Source organism: Streptomyces sp. NPDC045998, from assembly GCF_056430285.1.
This window is the reverse complement of record NZ_JBWKLJ010000003.1, coordinates 496808-511970: the sequence shown is the minus strand read 5'-3', so window position 1 is coordinate 511970 and position 15163 is coordinate 496808. Positions and strand designations below refer to the sequence as shown.

Genomic DNA, 15163 nt, shown 5'->3' with positions numbered 1-15163 from the left:
GACAACCGCGGGCTCCGGCGACGTCGCGCAGATGATCGCTGACAGCGAACGCGAACCGGGGAACACTCGGCGGCTGGCAAGCATTGAGTGGGTACAGCTCAACTTGACTGCCGAAGGGGAGATCATGGCTTCGTCGTCCACACCGCTCACCCTGCCCGTGCTGCCGCTCGATGACGAGGTCGTCCTGCCGGGCATGGTGGTGCCCCTGGACCTCACCGACAGCGAGGTGCGCGCCGCCGTCGAGGCCGCCCAGGCCGCGGCCCGGACCGAGGGGGACGCCAAGGGCAAGCCGAAGGTGCTGCTGGTGCCGCGCATCGACGGCACGTACGCCGGTATCGGCGTCCTGGGCACGGTCGAGCAGGTGGGCCGGCTCTCCGACGGCGACCCCGGCGCGCTCATCCGCGGCCGGCACCGGGTCAAGATCGGCGCCGGCACGACCGGGCCGGGCGCCGCCCTGTGGGTCGAGGGCGCGCAGGTCGAGGAGAAGGTCCCGGATCCGCTGCCCGGCGCGGTCACCGAGCTCGTCAAGGAGTACAAGGCCCTCGCCACCAGCTGGCTGAAGAAGCGCGGCGCCTGGCAGGTCGTGGACCGCGTCCAGCAGATCGACGGCGTGTCCGCCCTCGCGGACAACTCCGGCTACTCGCCCTTCCTGACCACCGCTCAGAAGGTGGAGCTGCTGGAGACCGAGGACCCGGTCGCCCGGTTGAGGCTCGCCACCGAGCAGCTGCGCGAGCACCTCGCCGAGCAGGACGTCGCCGAGTCCATCGCGAAGGACGTCCAGGAGGGCGTCGACAAGCAGCAGCGCGAGTTCCTGCTGCGCCGTCAGCTCGAAGCCGTACGCAAGGAGCTGCGCGAGCTCAACGGCGACTCCGGGGACGGCGACGAGGCCGACGACTACCGGACCCGGGTCGAGGCCGCCGACCTCCCCGAGAAGGTGCGCGAGGCGGCGCTGAAGGAGGTCGCCAAGCTGGAGCGGTCCTCGGACCAGTCGCCCGAGGGCTCCTGGATCCGCACCTGGCTGGACACGGTCCTCGAGATGCCGTGGAACGAACGCACCGAGGACCGGTACGACATCAAGGGCGCCAAGGAGACGCTGGACGCCGAGCACGCGGGCCTGGAGGACGTGAAGGAGCGGATCACCGAGTACCTCGCGGTGCGCAAGCGGCGCACCGACCGCGGCATGGGCGTCGTGGGCGGGCGGCGCGGGGGCGCGGTGCTGGCGCTGGTGGGGCCGCCGGGCGTCGGAAAGACCTCGCTGGGCGAGTCCGTCGCCCACGCGATGGGCCGGAAGTTCGTGCGCGTCGCCCTCGGCGGCGTACGCGACGAGGCGGAGATCCGCGGCCACCGGCGTACGTACGTGGGCGCGCTGCCGGGCCGGATCGTACGGGCCGTCAAGGAGGCCGGGTCCATGAACCCGGTGGTGCTGCTCGACGAGATCGACAAGGTGGGCTCCGACTTCCGCGGCGACCCGGCGGCGGCGCTGCTGGAGGTGCTGGACCCGGCCCAGAACCACACGTTCCGCGACCACTACCTGGAGGTGGAGCTCGACCTGAGCGACGTCGTCTTCCTGGCCACGGCCAACGTCCTGGAGGCCATCCCGGAGGCGCTGGCCGACCGCATGGAGATCGTCCGCCTCGACGGCTACACCGAGGACGAGAAGATCGTCATCGCCCGTGACCACCTGCTCCCGCGCCAGCTGGAGCGGGCGGGCATCGAGGCGGGAGAGGTCGCCATCGACGAACCGGCGCTGCGGAGGCTGGCCGGCGAGTACACGCGTGAGGCGGGCGTGCGGAACCTGGAGCGGTCGATCGCGCGACTGCTGCGGAAGGTCGCCGCGCAGCACGAGCTCGGCGAGCGGGAGCTGCCCTTCACGATCGGCGAGGGCGATCTGCGCGGGCTCATCGGGCGGCCGCACCACGTGCCCGAGTCGGCCCAGGACCCGGCCGAGCGCCGCACGGCCGTGCCGGGCGTGGCGACGGGTCTCGCGGTCACCGGCGCGGGCGGCGACGTGCTGTTCGTCGAGGCGTCCCTGGCCGACCCGGAGACGGGCGCGGCCGGCCTGACCCTGACCGGCCAGCTCGGCGACGTCATGAAGGAGTCCGCGCAGATCGCGCTGAGCTTCCTGCGCTCGCACGGCGCCGAGCTCGAACTGCCGGTCACGGGCCTGAAGGACCGGGGCGTGCACATCCACTTCCCGGCGGGCGCGGTCCCGAAGGACGGCCCGAGCGCGGGCATCACCATGACGACGGCGCTCGCCTCCCTGCTGAGCGGCCGCCTGGTCCGCACGGACGTCGCCATGACGGGTGAGGTCTCGCTGACCGGGCGCGTCCTGCCCATCGGCGGCGTCAAGCAGAAGCTGCTGGCCGCCCACCGGGCCGGGATCACGACCGTGATCATCCCCAAGCGGAACGAGGCCGACCTGGACGACGTCCCGGCCGAGATCCTCGACAAGCTGGAGGTCCACCCGGTGACGGACGTCCGCCAGGTGCTGGAGCTCGCCCTCTCCCCGGCGACCTCCGAGGTCCCGGTGGAGGCGGCGGCCTGACCCCACCCCGCACCGAGGGCCCGCTCGCCGTACCCCGGCGAGCGGGCCCTTGGCTGCGGTGCGGAGGACGCGGTGGGGAGGAGGAGCCGGGGACCGCCGTTGGTCCGCGCCTGCGAAATACTGTGCACGCTGCGGCGACGCCCTGCCGCCGGGAGAGACCTTCAGATTCAGTAGGCAAGCGCGAGGGGTGCTGACGTGCACGGAAGCGGTACGGGAAGCGAAACGGGAGCGGACCAGGAGTTCCTGGCCCTCGAACGGGAACTGTCCGTCTTCCTGCGCCGTGCCCGCGCCCAGTCCGGTGAGATGGCCCGCGAGGTCCACCCGGAGCTGGAGCCTGCCGCGTACGGGCTGCTCGTACGCCTCGACGCCACCGGCAGCCAGCGCGCCACCGACCTCGCCGCGTACTTCGGCGTCGGCAAGGCGACCATGAGCCGCCAGCTGCGCGCCCTGGAGGACCTGGGCCTGGTCACCCGCGAGCCCGACCCCGACGACGGCCGCGCCTCGCTCGTACGCCTCACCGACGAGGGGCGCGCCCGCTTCCGCCACGTACGCGACGCCCGCCGCGCCCGCTACCGCCGCAAGCTCGCCGGCTGGGACCGCGCGGAAGTCGCCGAGCTCGCCCGGCTGCTGCACCAGCTGAACGCGGGCGGGGAAGAGGCGTCGTAGGGCGTCAGGCCACCTCGCGCAGGGCCGCGCCGATGAGCGCGACGCCCTCGCCGACCGCGGTGGGCGTCCCGGCGGCGTAACCGAGGACCAGCCCGGGCGGCCCGGGCGACTGGCGGTGCCAGGACAGCGGCTGCGTCTTCACGCCGCGCGTCAGCGCCGCGGCCGCCAGCTCCGTGTCCGCGAAACGGCCCTCGAACGTGACCGTCAGGTGCAGGCCCGCCGCCGCGCCGTGGACCACCGCACCCGGCAGGTGCGCCCCGATCGCGGCCATCATCGCGTCCCGCCGCTGCCGGTGCCGGCGGCGCAGCAGGCGCAGGTGCCGCTCCATCGCGCCCGACTCCATCAGGCGGGCCAGCACCAGCTGGGGCAGGACGGCGTTCCCCAGGTCCGCGAACCGCTTGGCGTCCACGAGGGCGTCCCGGTACGCCGGCGGCGGCACCATCCAGCCGATCCGCAGCGCGGGGGCGAGCAGCTTGGAGACGCTGCCGGCGTAGCAGACGTGGTCCGGCAGCACCGACCGCAGCGCCGGGACCGGCGGCCGGTCGTAGCGGTGTTCCGCGTCGTAGTCGTCCTCGACGATCAGGCCCCCCGTGCCGGTCGCCCAGCCCATGAGCTCCCGGCGCCGTGCCCCGCTGAGCACCACCCCCGTGGGGAACTGGTGCGCCGGGGTCAGCAGCACCGCCGCCGCTCCCGTCGCGCGCAGCGCGTCCACGCGTACGCCCTCGCCGTCGACCGGCACCGGCGGCGTCCGGAGCCGCCGGTCCGCCAGGTGCTGGCGGGCGCCGAGCGCCCCCGGGTCCTCCACCGCCATGGCCGTGACGCCGTCCCGGTCGCGCAGCACCTCGGCGATCAGCCCGAACGCCTGCGCGGTGCCGGAGGTGATGACCACCTCGTCCGGATGCGCCCGGAACCCCCGGTTCCGGGCGAGCCAGTCGGCCACCGCCCGCCGCAGCTCCGGCGCGCCCCGGGGGTCGCCGTACCCGAGGTCGTACGCGGACAGCTCGTACAGCACGGCCCGCTCGGCGCGCAGCCACGCCGTGCGCGGGAACGCGGCGAGGTCCGGCACGCCGGGCGCCAGGTTGATCCGCGCGGGCGCGGCCCGGAGCGCGTCGAAGACGTCGGCGGCGGGGGCGCAGGTGAACAGTCGTGCGGACGACCCCTCCGCGGGGGCCGGTGACGGAACCGGCGCGGGGGGCCGCGCGGTGGTGGCCGGCGGCCGGGCCGGCGGCGGTACCGGGGACGCGACCACGATCGTCCCGCCCCGCCGACGGCCCACCACGTGACCGTCCTCCGTCAGGCGCTGGTACGCCTCCGTCACCACCCCGCGCGAGACGCGCAGTTCCGCCGCGAGCACGCGCGTCGCGGGCAGGCGGCTGCCGACCGGCAGGCTGCCGTCCGCTATCGCGCGGCGCAGCCGGTCGGCCAGCCAGGCGGACCTTCCGCCCACCGGGGCCTCGGCGAGGTTCAGTTGGAGGAAGTCCGCCCCGGCGGCCGTTATGGACCGGCCGGAAGCGTCACCATTGGACCTGGGCACCCGGCCATTGTGGCGCGAGGGTTGAGCCATGAACACCGAGTTCCTGCTGACGTCGCTGGTCGTCGTGGCCACCCCCGGCACGGGCGTCCTCTACACGGTCGCGGCCGGCCTGTCCCGCGGCACCCGCGCCGCCGCCGTCGCGGCGGTCGGCTGCACGCTCGGGACCCTGCCGCACATGGCCGCCGCCCTCACCGGCCTCGCCGCGCTGCTGCACACCAGCGCCCTGGCCTTCCGGATCCTCACCTACCTGGGCGTCGCCTACCTCCTCTTCATGGCGTGGAGCACCCTGCGCGACAAGGACGCGTTCACGGTGGAGGACCGGCACCGGGACGCGCCGCCGTCCGCCGCGCGGGTCATCGTCTCCGGGGTGCTGGTCAATCTGCTCAACCCCAAGCTGACCCTCTTCTTCTTCGCCTTCCTGCCGCAGTTCGTCACGCCGGGGGAGCCCGGCGCGCTGCCCCGCATGGTGCAGCTCAGCGCCGCCTTCATGGCGCTCACCTTCGTCGTCTTCCTCGCCTACGGGCGGTTCGCCGCCGCCATGCGCAGCCGCGTCCTGACCCGCCCCCGCGTCCTGACCTGGCTGCGCCGGGTCTTCGCGGGTGCCTTCGCGGCCCTCGGCGCCCGCCTCGCCTTCCTCTGACGAGATTCTGGAATGGAGCCCTTCATGTACCTCCAGCACGCGAGCGCGCTCTGGCGTGACTTCCCCGAGCTCGCACCCGCCGTGATCCACGCCGAGGGCATCACGCCCGATGTCACCGTGGACGACCGGGTGGCCGCGTACACCGCGCGGGCCGCGGACCGGCTCGCGGCCGCCTCCGGCGGCGAGGGGAGGCTGCCGGAGATCCAGGCCTGGCGACGCGCCTTCTCCCGGATGGGGCTCAGGCCGACGCAGTACCGCTGCGCCTCCGAGTCGTTGCTGCGGCGGCTGCGCAAGGACGGCTCCCTGCCCCGGATCCACCCCCTCATCGACCTGTGCAACGCCGTGTCCGTCGCGTACGCCATCCCCGTCGGCGTCTTCGACGTCTCCGCGCTCGCGCTGCCGCTGGAGGTGCGGTACGCGCACGGCGACGAGACGTACGTGACGTTCGGCGGCGAGAAGGAGAACCCGGCGCCCGGCGAAGTGGTCTTCGCGGACCGGGAGGGACAGGCGCACGCCCGGCGCTGGACCAACCGGCAGAGCGGCGCGTCCGCCGTGCGGGAGGAGACGAGCCGCGTCCTCATCGTCGCCGAGGCGATGCACGAGACGGGCACCGAGGACGTACGGCGCCTCGCCGAGACGCTCGCCGGCGAACTGGCGGCGCTGTGGGACGCGGCCCCGAGGACGGGCCTCCCGACCCGGACGGACCCGCGCTTCGAACTCCCCCGCCCCCGCTGAGTTTTTGCGAAGTCCTCACCGGCCGCCGGTGGTCGGAAGCACTCCCTCCCGTCCATGATCGACTGATGATCAAGAAAGCGCTGAGCGCGGCCCTCGCGGGCGCCGCGCTCCTCACCCCCACCGCTCACGCCACCACCCACACCACCCCCCACGCCGCCGGCTGGCAGCGCGTGGGCCACGACATCACCACCGGCATCAGCGGCATCGCCGTCGACTCCACCCGCCACGACGGCACGGCGGAACTGCTCGCGGTGCGCGACAACAAGGAGCCCGGCGAGAACCGGCTCGTCGCCCTGAGCTACCGCCCGGGCGCCCAGCCCCGGCAGCGTCCCGTGGCCTGGATCGGCGAGCCCGCCGTGGACCTGGAGGCCATCGACGGCGTCCCGGGCCGGCCGCACGAGTACGTCGCGCTCGCCAGCGACGGCACGGCGTACCGCATCCACTGGAAGGGCGACACCGCCCGGGTGCTGGCGGCGTTCCCCGTGCCCGGCGTCTCCCCGGACGCCAACTACGAGGGCTTCGCCCTCACCGCCGCCCGGAACGGCACGATCATCGCCGTGTGGGCCGACCGGGGGCAGGACGAGCGTCCCGCCACCCTCTCCGCGGCGGAGTGGAACCCGGCCGGGAACGCCTTCGGTACGCCGGCCTCCGTCGCGTTCCGCGTCCCGTACCCGGCGAACGACGTACGGCACATATCCGACGTCGAGGTGTCCGCCACCGGCCGCATCACCGTCTCGTCCGCGTCCGACCCGGGCGACGACGGCCCGTTCGACTCCGCCCTCTTCGACGCGGGCCGCGTGACCGCGTCGCCGGGCGGCGACGACCGGGTCCACCTGGCCGTCCACCGCTCCCCGCGCCGGCTCGCCACCTTCCCGGGCCACAAGATCGAGGCCCTCGCGTGCCTGCCGCACTCCCGCAAGGGGGTCGTCGCCACGGACGACGAGAACGAGGGCGGGTACGTCGCCGCCGCGGAGTTCTGCCGCCCGTGACGGGACACGGGCGCCGTACGCGTGAGTCGCCGTACGCGTGAGTGAGTGCCGCCGCCCTTGCCGTCCCAGGGGCGGCCATGCCTCACGGCTCCCCGGATCAGAGCTCCCCGGATCCGAGCTCCACGAACACCGCCGTCGCGTCGTCGTGCCGCTTCCCGCGCCGCGGCGGACACGTACGCTCCAGCTCCCGTACGCGGGCGATCAGGCCGCGCGGGCCCTCCTTGCGGAGCACCGCGAAGCAGGCCCCCCAGTCGCCCGCGCCGAACACCTCCGTCCAGCGGGTGGCCCCGTCCGTCAGGGCCGCGAGCGCCCGCACCCCGCTCAGGGGCGTACGGCCCGTCACCGCCCGGGCCGCCACGGACGGGTCGGCGGCCGCGGTGAAGAAGCCGCCCTCCCGGTTGCGCACGGTCGCGTCGGCGATCGCGTTCGAGGCGAGCGAACCGGGCGGCAGGCGGTCCAGCCGGTCGTCCACCACGGCCCGCACCGACCCGTCCCAGCCCTCCAGCAACAGTACGGAGTCGGAGAGCACCAGATAGTCGACGGCCTCCGCGTCCCAACGCGCCACGACCACCGTCGCCTGAGGCGTGCGGACGTGAGAAAGGTCACACCTGTCGCGGTGGGCGTCCGCGGTGCGCCGGATTGCCTCCGACAGGACGGCGGTCAGCGCCATGTCCGGCCGCGAAGCGGACAGTTCGGTCAGCGCGCCACCGAGGCGGGCCGTGAACCACGGGACCGGATGCACACAACCGACCGCGCTCTCCGGTGGCGTCACCCCGTCCAGCGCGACCGCCACGCCACCCCGCCCCGACGCCGGTACGACCACGGAAGCCCAGTCCTCGTTGGGGCGTTCCCGGTCGCCCGGGACGCAGGAGATCTCGGTGTGCATGGCGCCCAGTCTGCCGGACCGCACACGACTCCTTCACAGGGCCCACAAGGAGCGCGAAGTGGCCTGTACCCGTGGGTCCGCGCCGCTGCGAGCGGATGCGGTACGCGTGGAATGCCGGACTCCGGGAAGGTGCGGGCGCGCATCCTGCCAAAGCCCGCGCCGAAGATCCAGCCCGGTGCGCACACGGCCGGACGCCGGGCCTCCGGGCGAGTTGTTCGCCAACTCCGGAGTGTTGTTCACTCGTTCGGGTGGCGGAGTGGCCGATGCGTGCTGCCTACCCAAAAGCGCTGGAATGGTCGGAAGCCGTACCAGGGGGTACGTGAGGTACCAGGGGTGGGCCGTCGACGCGGGTGAGCGGCCGTCACCTCTGCTTCATGGGTGGACGAGTTCAAGAATGTGAGCACCGGTGCAGAAGCGCAGTGACACTCCCGGCGACCCTCAGCAGGCACCGGGCGGCCGCCGCGTGCGGGTCCGCAGCCGGCTCGTGGCCGGCGTGGCGCTCGTCGGCATCACCGTCATCGGGGCGGGCACCCCTGCCGTCCTCACCGCCTCGGCGGACCTCAACGACTCCCAGCGGCTGGTGACGCTCGCCCAGCTCAACCGGCAGGCCGTCACCCTCGCCCACTCGCTCGCCGACGAGCGCGACGAGGTCACCGCGTACCTCGCGGGCGGGCGGGAGGAGAAGGACCAGGGCAAGGCCGTCGGCGCCGAGCACACCGCCCGCGTCGACCGGCAGATCGACGAGCTCACCGCCGAGGGCTCCGACGCGCCCGCCGACCTGCGCCGGCAGCTCGACGCCGTGCCCGCCCTGCGGAGCGCCGCGCTCACCGGCAAGGGCACCGCCATGGAGGCCTACCGCGCCTACACGGAGGTCATCGTCCGCCTCCAGGCGCTCGCCGCCGAGCTGGCCGACAAGACCCCCGCCCGCGCCGCCGACGCCGGGACCCGCGCCGCCGCCCAGCTCGGCCACGCCACCGAACAGGCCTCCGCCACCCGTGGCCTGCTCCTCGCCGCCCTCGCCGTCCCCGGCGAGAAGAACGGCGGCACGACCGTCTACGACCCCGCCACCGGGCGTTTCGTCGAGCGGGAGGACCCCGCCGCCGCCGAGGCCGACCGCACGCGGGACGCGCTCAGCGCCGCCGCCCAGCAGGCCCGCGTCCGCGAGCAGGCGGCCCTCGCCGACTTCGGCCGGGACGCCTCGCCCGCCGCCCGTGACCGGCTCGCGGGCACCGTCACCGGCCCCGAGGTCAAGAGCGCCGAGGACTACCTCGACCGCCTCACCGACCAGCCCAAGCTGTCGGGCGCCGACCGGAAGACCGACGCGGAGAAGGCCGCCGCCGCGCTCACCGCCCGCATCGAGCAGATGCGCGGTGTCGAGTCCGCCCTCGCCACCGGCGAGGTCGCCCGCATGGAACGGCTGCGCGACGACGACGTCACCGCGCTGGAGCTGCGCATCGCGCTCCTCGGCGGCTGTCTGCTGATCGCGATCGGCGTCTCCACCGCCGTGGCCCGCACGCTCACCCGGCCGCTCGCCGTGCTGCGCATCGGCGCCGCCCGCGTCGCCGCCGCGCCCGAGGTCGAGGAGCCGGTCCGCTTCACCGGCCGCAACGACGAGTTCGCCCAGGTCGTACGGTCCCTCAACACGCTGCACGGCAAGCTCCTCGACCTCGGCTCGCGCGCCGAGGCGCTGGACGCCGAGCGCGCGGACGCGGTCGCCGCCCGCGAGGCGCTCGCCGCCGAACTGGCCGGGCAGCGCGCCGAGCTGCGCGAGCGGACCGCCGAGGTCACCGCGGAGCTGGAGCGGCTGCGGCACAGCGTCCACCACACCTTCGTCAACCTCTCGCTGCGCACCCTGGGGCTCGTCGAGCGGCAGCTCGGCGTCATCGAGAAGCTGGAGGAGCGCGAGCAGGACCCCGAGCGGCTCGCCACCCTCTTCAAGCTCGACCACCTCGCCACGGTCATGCGGCGCCACAGCGAGAACCTGCTGGTCCTCGCCGGGCACGAGCACAACCACGCGCACCAGGGCCCGGTGCCGCTGGTGGACGTGCTGCGCGCCGCCGTCAGCGAGATCGAGCGGTACGAGCGCGTCACGATCCAGTCGCTGCCGCCGCACGCGTACGTCGCCGGATTCGCCGCCGACGACCTGAGCCACCTGCTCGCGGAACTGCTGGAGAACGCCACCTCCTTCTCGCCGCCGGACGCCAAGGTCCAGCTCTCCGGCTGGCTGCTGGAGAGCGGCGAGGTCATGCTCTCCGTCCAGGACGAGGGCATAGGGATGACCGAGGGCCGGCTCGCCGAGCTCAACGCCCGCCTCGCCGACCCCGACCCGGCCGACGGCCACGACCCGCAGGCCGAGGAGGGCGAGGGGCTGGGGCTGCGGGTGGCCGCGCTGCTGGCGGCGCGGCACGGCGTCCGCGTACAGCTGCGTGAGCAGAAGCAGGGCGGTGTCACGGCGGTCGTCGTGCTGCCGAAGGCGCTGCTGCCCACGGCACCGCAGCCCGTCGCGGGGCCCGCGGCCACGGTGAACCTGCCGGGTTCCGTCGCCGAGGCGAACTCCAACGCGCTGCCGGGCGGCCGGGCCGCCGTCCGCGACGTACCGGCTGCGGCTCCGGACACGGCTCCGGAGGCCGATCCGCTGGTGGAGGCGGCGGAGTCGGCCATCCGCGAGGCGGAGGAGGCCGAGGAGGCGGGAGAGACCGAGGAGGTCGAGGAGCCGCGGGAGTCGCAGGAGACGGACGCGGTGGACCAGTACCTCACGGTCGCCGAGGCCACCCTTCAGGTGCGCGCCCCGCGCCTGCCGGACGACGAGGAGTCCGACGAGGCATCCGCCGATGCGGACGACGAGACGGGCGGCGAGCCGGACGACGAGACGGGCGGCGCGTCCCAGCCCCAGCGCCTCACCGACAAGGGCCTGCCCAAGCGCACACCCAAGATCGTGACGACGTCCGAGCCGCGTACCGAGCGCAAGGGCGGCGTCGACGCCGAGGCGCTCCGCCGCCGGCTCGGCGGGTTCCACCGGGGCGCCCTGGAAGGGCGCCGCGACGCCGAGGCCGAGATCGCCGAGGCGGCAGTACGTACAGGAGACAACAACCAGACCGAACGGACGGGGGACACAGTCGAGGAGGCACGCAGTTGACTGCGACGACCGGCACACCCGGGCTGAGCAGCGAAGCCCGTAATCTGCACTGGCTGCTGGGGAACCTCGTCGAGGAGGTGCCAGGAGTCCGTTCCGTAGCCGTGGTCTCGTCCGACGGGCTGCTCCTGCTCTCGTCCGACCCCGAGGGCACCACCCCCGCCGCCCCCTCCCCGCGCCGTTCCGACGGCCCGCGGGGCTCCAGCGCGGACCTCGCCACCATCGTCTCCGGCCTCGGCAGCCTCACCATCGGCGCCGCGAAGCTCATGGACGGCGGCGGGGTGAAGCAGACCATGATCGCCATGGAGGAGGGGAGCCTGTTCGTGATGTCGATCAGCGACGGCTCGCTGCTCGGCGTGCACGCCACGCCCGACTGCGACATGAGCGTCATCGCGTACCACATGGCGCTCTTCGTCGGCCGTGCCGGACACGTCCTCACCCCCGAACTCCGCAGTGAACTGCGCAAGTCGATGGAGGCCGCCCAGTGATGTCCGCCGCTGCCGCGTCCGCCGCCGGCAAACTCCCGATACGCGGCGAGGGCCGGCGCCCCGCCCGTGTCCGCCCGTACTCGCTGACCGGCGGCCGCACCCGCTTCGGTCACGTGCTGCTCGTCGAGACGTTCGTCGCCGCGCTCGAAGCCTCGGAGGAGCGAAAGCAGCTCGCCAACGGCGGCCCGGGGCTCCGGGGGATGCCGGAGATGCGGGCCATCGTCGAGCTCTGCCGCCGGATGCGTACGGTCGCGGAGATCTCCGCGCTGCTGAAGATGCCGTTGGGGGTCGTCCGGGTGCTGCTCAGCGACCTGGCCGACCAGGGAAAGATACGTGTGTACGGGACCAAGCACGGCACCGGCCGGCCCGACCGCGCACTGCTCGAAAGGGTGCTGGGTGGACTCCGCCGTCTCTGACGTCGTCCGCGACGACACGCTCCGCGACGAGGGGCTCCGCGACGAGGGGCTCCAGGCCTGGGAGCTCGACCGGACCCGCGCTCCCATCGCCACCAAGGTGGTCGTGGCGGGCGGTTTCGGCGTCGGCAAGACGACCTTCGTCGGGTCGGTCTCCGAGATCACCCCGCTCCAGACCGAAGCGCTGATGACCCAGGCCAGCGCGGAGACGGACGACCTCGCCGCCACGCCCGGCAAGACCACGACGACCGTCGCCATGGACTTCGGCCGCGTCACGCTCGATGACGACCTCGTCCTGTACGTCTTCGGTACGCCGGGCCAGCAGCGGTTCTGGTTCATGTGGGACGACCTGGTGCGCGGCGCGATCGGCGCGGTGGTGATGGCCGACACGCGGCGGCTGACGGACTGCTTCCCGGCGCTCGACTACTTCGAGAGCTGCGGACTGCCGTACGTCGTGGCCGTGAACCACTTCGAGGGGACGGAGCTGTTCGAGGCCGAGGACGTCCGGGAGGCGCTGACCGTGCCGCCCGACGTGCCGGTCGTGATCATGGACGCCCGGAAGCGGAACACGGTCGTCGAGTCGCTGCTGGCGCTCGTCGCCCGCGCGCTCGAAACCACCCCCGAGTAACCCCGAGCAACGAGTAAGGAACCCCTCCCGATGCGGAAGATACTCATCGTCGGAGCCGGTCAGTCCGGTCTCCAGCTGGCCCTCGGACTCCAGTCGCAGGGGTACGAGGTCACCCTGATGTCCAACCGCACGGCGGACGAGATCCGGGCCGGCCGGGTCATGTCGACGCAGTGCATGTTCCACACGGCGCTCCAGCACGAGCGGGACCTCGGCATCAACTTCTGGGAGACGCAGGCCCCGAAGATCGAGGGCCTCGGCGTCTCCGTCGCGGGGCCGGAGTCCCAGAGGGTGATCGACTGGGTCGGGAAGCTCGACGGGTACGCGCAGTCCGTCGACCAGCGGGTGAAGATGGCCGGCTGGATGGAGACCTTCGTCCAGCGCGGCGGCCAGCTGGTGATCCACGGCGCGGCCGTCTCCGACCTGGACTACTTCGCGCGCACGTACGACCTGGTGCTGGTCTCGGCCGGCAAGGGCGAGCTCGTGTCGATGTTCGAGCGCGACGCCGCCCGCTCCCCGTACGCCGAGCCGCAGCGCGCGCTGGCGGTCGCGTACGTGCACGGGCTCGGCCCGCGCCCGGAGCACCCGGAGTTCGAGGCCGTGCGGTGCAACCTGGTGCCGGGCGTCGGCGAGATGTTCATCATGCCGACCCTCACCACGACCGGCCGGGCCGACATCCTCTTCTGGGAGGGCATCCCGGGCGGACCGCTCGACGTCTTCCAGGGCGTCAAGGACCCCGGCGAGCACCTCGCGCTCACGCTGGAGCTGATGGAGAAGTTCCTGCCCTGGGAGTACGCGCGGGCGACGAACGTCGAGCTGACCGACGCCGGCGGCACGCTGTCCGGCCGCTACGCCCCGACCGTCCGCAAGCCGATCGGCCGGCTGCCCGGCGGCGGCCTGGTGCTCGGCGTCGCGGACGTCGTCGTCGCCAACGACCCGATCACCGGCCAGGGTTCCAACTCGGCGTCCAAGTGCGCGGCGTCGTACCTCGACTCGATCGTGTCGCACGGCGACCGGCCGTTCGACGAGGCCTGGATGCAGCAGACGTTCGACCGCTACTGGGAGACGGCGCAGCACGTCACCAAGTGGACCAACGCCATGCTGGGCGTCCCGCCGGAGCACGTGCTGAACCTGATCGGCGCGGCCGGGCAGCTCCCGCCGGTGGCGGACCGCTTCGCCAACGGCTTCAACGACCCGGCCGACTTCGAGAACTTCTTCTACGAGCCGGAGAAGACCGCGGCGTACCTCGCCTCGGTCAGCGGGTCGTAGCGTCGTAGCCCTCGTCCGAGCCCGTCGACGCGTCCGTCGGCAGGCTCGGCGGGGTGTACGCGCGCAGGGGGCGGGCGTCCGGGTCCGGGCGGACCGCGCCCAGCAGGGGGTTCGCGGCGAGCGGGGAGACCTTGACGCGGGCGCCGGGGCGCGGGGCCTGGATCACCTTGCCGTCGCCGAGGTAGATCGCCACGTGCGTGGCCTTCGGGAAGTAGATCACCAGGTCGCCGGGGCGCAGCGCGCGCAGCGGGACCTTCGGGAGGGTGCGCCACTGCTCCTGGCTGGTGCGCGGGATCGGGCGGCCCGCCGTCGCCCAGGCGCGTGAGGTGAGGCCCGAGCAGTCGAAGGAGTCCGGACCCTCCGCGCCCCACTCGTACGGCTTGCCGATCTGTCCGGCCGCGAACTCCAGCGCCTCGTCGCCCTCCTCCGACGGGGTCAGGGCGGCGTCCGGCGCGCCCGCCGCGAGCAGCTCCTCCTGGGCGTCGGCGGTCTGGGCGTTCTCCAGGGCCGTCACCTCCGCCAGTTGCTCCTCGGTGAGGGAGGCGAGCAGCTCCTCGACCTCCTTCAGCCGCGCCACGGCCTCGTCGCGGGCCTCGCGCAGCCGCTCGGCGAGGGCCCGTTCGCGGTCCAGCGCGCGGCGCGACTCCGCCGCCAGCGCGTCGGCCCGCCGCTCGCCGCGCTCCAGGCGCGCGACCGTCGCGGCCTGCTCACGCGCGGCCCGCCGCATCACGTGGGCCTGGTCGAGCGCGTGGTCCGGGTCGCGGGCGAGCAGCAGCCGCAGGGAGGCGGAGAAGTCCGTACGCCCCTGGTACTGCGCCCGCGCCAGCCGTCCCGCGTCCGCCCGGCCGCGCGCCAGCTCCTCGCGGGCCTTGTCCAGGTCACCGGTCAGCCGCCGGGTCTCGGCGGTGTGCGCCGCGAGCGCCTCCTCGCCGGCGTTGTACGCCTCGGTCGCCTCCTCCGCCCGCTGGTACAGGGTGCGCAGGCGGGCGAGGAGTTCGGCCACCCCCGGTTCGCCGGCCGTCGATCCGGCGGTCGTCGGCTCGCCGGTCGTCGGCTCCTCGGCCGTCGGCTCCTCGGCCGTCGACCCGGCGGTCGTCGGCTCGTCGGGTACGGGCTCGGCCGCGACCGGTGGGGCGCCGGCGGCGATCAGCACCGCCGCCGCCACCGCCGCCGTACAGACGCTCCGCAGCAATCGTCCTGACACGTCGTCACCTCCGCCGCCCATCCTGCGGCGGCAATG

Annotated in this window: 13 protein-coding genes; 10 read left to right on the top strand and 3 right to left on the bottom strand. The window is 73.9% G+C overall.

Features of this window, described 5'->3' with window-relative positions; all coding sequences use genetic code 11:
* Positions 1–124 precede the first annotated feature (124 nt).
* Together lon and AC07FJ_RS11225 are read left to right on the top strand one after the other, a co-directional pair.
* On the top strand, positions 125–2545 hold the full coding sequence (gene lon / locus AC07FJ_RS11230; protein ID WP_479047694.1) for an endopeptidase La: 2421 nt from the start codon (positions 125–127) through the stop codon (positions 2543–2545).
* A 195-nt stretch (positions 2546–2740) separates the two neighbouring features.
* Positions 2741–3211 carry a MarR family winged helix-turn-helix transcriptional regulator gene (locus AC07FJ_RS11225; RefSeq protein ID WP_479047692.1) on the top strand — a complete coding sequence of 157 codons (471 nt, stop codon included), beginning with the start codon at positions 2741–2743 and terminating at the stop codon, positions 3209–3211.
* A gap of 4 nt (positions 3212–3215) precedes the next feature.
* Here the strand turns inward: AC07FJ_RS11225 and pdxR are convergent, their stop codons facing one another.
* Entirely contained in the window at positions 3216–4745 is a 1530-nt protein-coding gene (gene pdxR, locus AC07FJ_RS11220) for a MocR-like pyridoxine biosynthesis transcription factor PdxR (protein ID WP_479047691.1), read from the bottom strand.
* A gap of 28 nt (positions 4746–4773) precedes the next feature.
* Here pdxR and AC07FJ_RS11215 point away from each other — a divergent pair, with 28 nt between their 5' ends.
* From AC07FJ_RS11215 to AC07FJ_RS11205, 3 genes are all read left to right on the top strand, one after another.
* The gene (locus tag AC07FJ_RS11215; RefSeq protein WP_479047689.1) at positions 4774–5385 is read left to right on the top strand and encodes a LysE family translocator; all 612 of its coding nucleotides are present in this window, start codon (positions 4774–4776) and stop codon (positions 5383–5385) included.
* A gap of 24 nt (positions 5386–5409) precedes the next feature.
* Positions 5410–6120: a B3/B4 domain-containing protein gene (locus AC07FJ_RS11210; protein ID WP_479047688.1), complete on the top strand. Its 711-nt coding sequence runs from the start codon at positions 5410–5412 to the stop codon at positions 6118–6120.
* A 65-nt stretch (positions 6121–6185) separates the two neighbouring features.
* Positions 6186–7109, top strand: a complete 924-nt coding sequence (locus tag AC07FJ_RS11205; RefSeq protein ID WP_479047685.1) for a hypothetical protein — start codon at positions 6186–6188, stop codon at positions 7107–7109.
* Between the two features lie 97 nt (positions 7110–7206).
* Here AC07FJ_RS11205 and AC07FJ_RS11200 read toward each other — a convergent pair whose 3' ends face one another.
* Positions 7207–7995: a hypothetical protein gene (locus AC07FJ_RS11200; RefSeq protein WP_479047684.1), complete on the bottom strand. Its 789-nt coding sequence runs from the start codon at positions 7993–7995 to the stop codon at positions 7207–7209.
* 406 nt (positions 7996–8401) lie between these two features.
* Between AC07FJ_RS11200 and AC07FJ_RS11195 the strand changes: the two genes are divergently transcribed.
* Genes AC07FJ_RS11195 through AC07FJ_RS11175 form a run of 5 tightly spaced genes read left to right on the top strand, consistent with a single transcriptional unit; the run spans position 8402 to position 13923 of the window.
* Positions 8402–11131 (top strand): sensor histidine kinase, encoded by a 2730-nt coding sequence (locus AC07FJ_RS11195; RefSeq protein ID WP_479047681.1) that lies wholly within the window; start codon positions 8402–8404, stop codon positions 11129–11131.
* A complete protein-coding gene (locus AC07FJ_RS11190; RefSeq protein ID WP_479047679.1) occupies positions 11128–11616 on the top strand; it encodes a roadblock/LC7 domain-containing protein in 489 nt (162 codons plus the stop codon). The genes AC07FJ_RS11195 and AC07FJ_RS11190 overlap by 4 nt, the downstream gene beginning before the upstream one ends.
* Positions 11616–12032: a DUF742 domain-containing protein gene (locus AC07FJ_RS11185; protein ID WP_479047677.1), complete on the top strand. Its 417-nt coding sequence runs from the start codon at positions 11616–11618 to the stop codon at positions 12030–12032. Before AC07FJ_RS11190 ends, AC07FJ_RS11185 begins: the two co-directional genes overlap by 1 nt.
* On the top strand, positions 12013–12657 hold the full coding sequence (locus AC07FJ_RS11180) for a GTP-binding protein (RefSeq protein ID WP_479047676.1): 645 nt from the start codon (positions 12013–12015) through the stop codon (positions 12655–12657). Before AC07FJ_RS11185 ends, AC07FJ_RS11180 begins: the two co-directional genes overlap by 20 nt.
* A gap of 30 nt (positions 12658–12687) precedes the next feature.
* A complete protein-coding gene (locus tag AC07FJ_RS11175) occupies positions 12688–13923 on the top strand; it encodes a styrene monooxygenase/indole monooxygenase family protein (protein ID WP_479047674.1) in 1236 nt (411 codons plus the stop codon).
* On the opposite strand, the gene AC07FJ_RS11170 is transcribed toward AC07FJ_RS11175, so the two are convergent.
* Positions 13910–15127 carry a C40 family peptidase gene (locus AC07FJ_RS11170; protein WP_479047673.1) on the bottom strand — a complete coding sequence of 406 codons (1218 nt, stop codon included), beginning with the start codon at positions 15125–15127 and terminating at the stop codon, positions 13910–13912. The genes AC07FJ_RS11175 and AC07FJ_RS11170 overlap by 14 nt on opposite strands.
* Between the last annotated feature and the right edge of the window lie 36 nt (positions 15128–15163).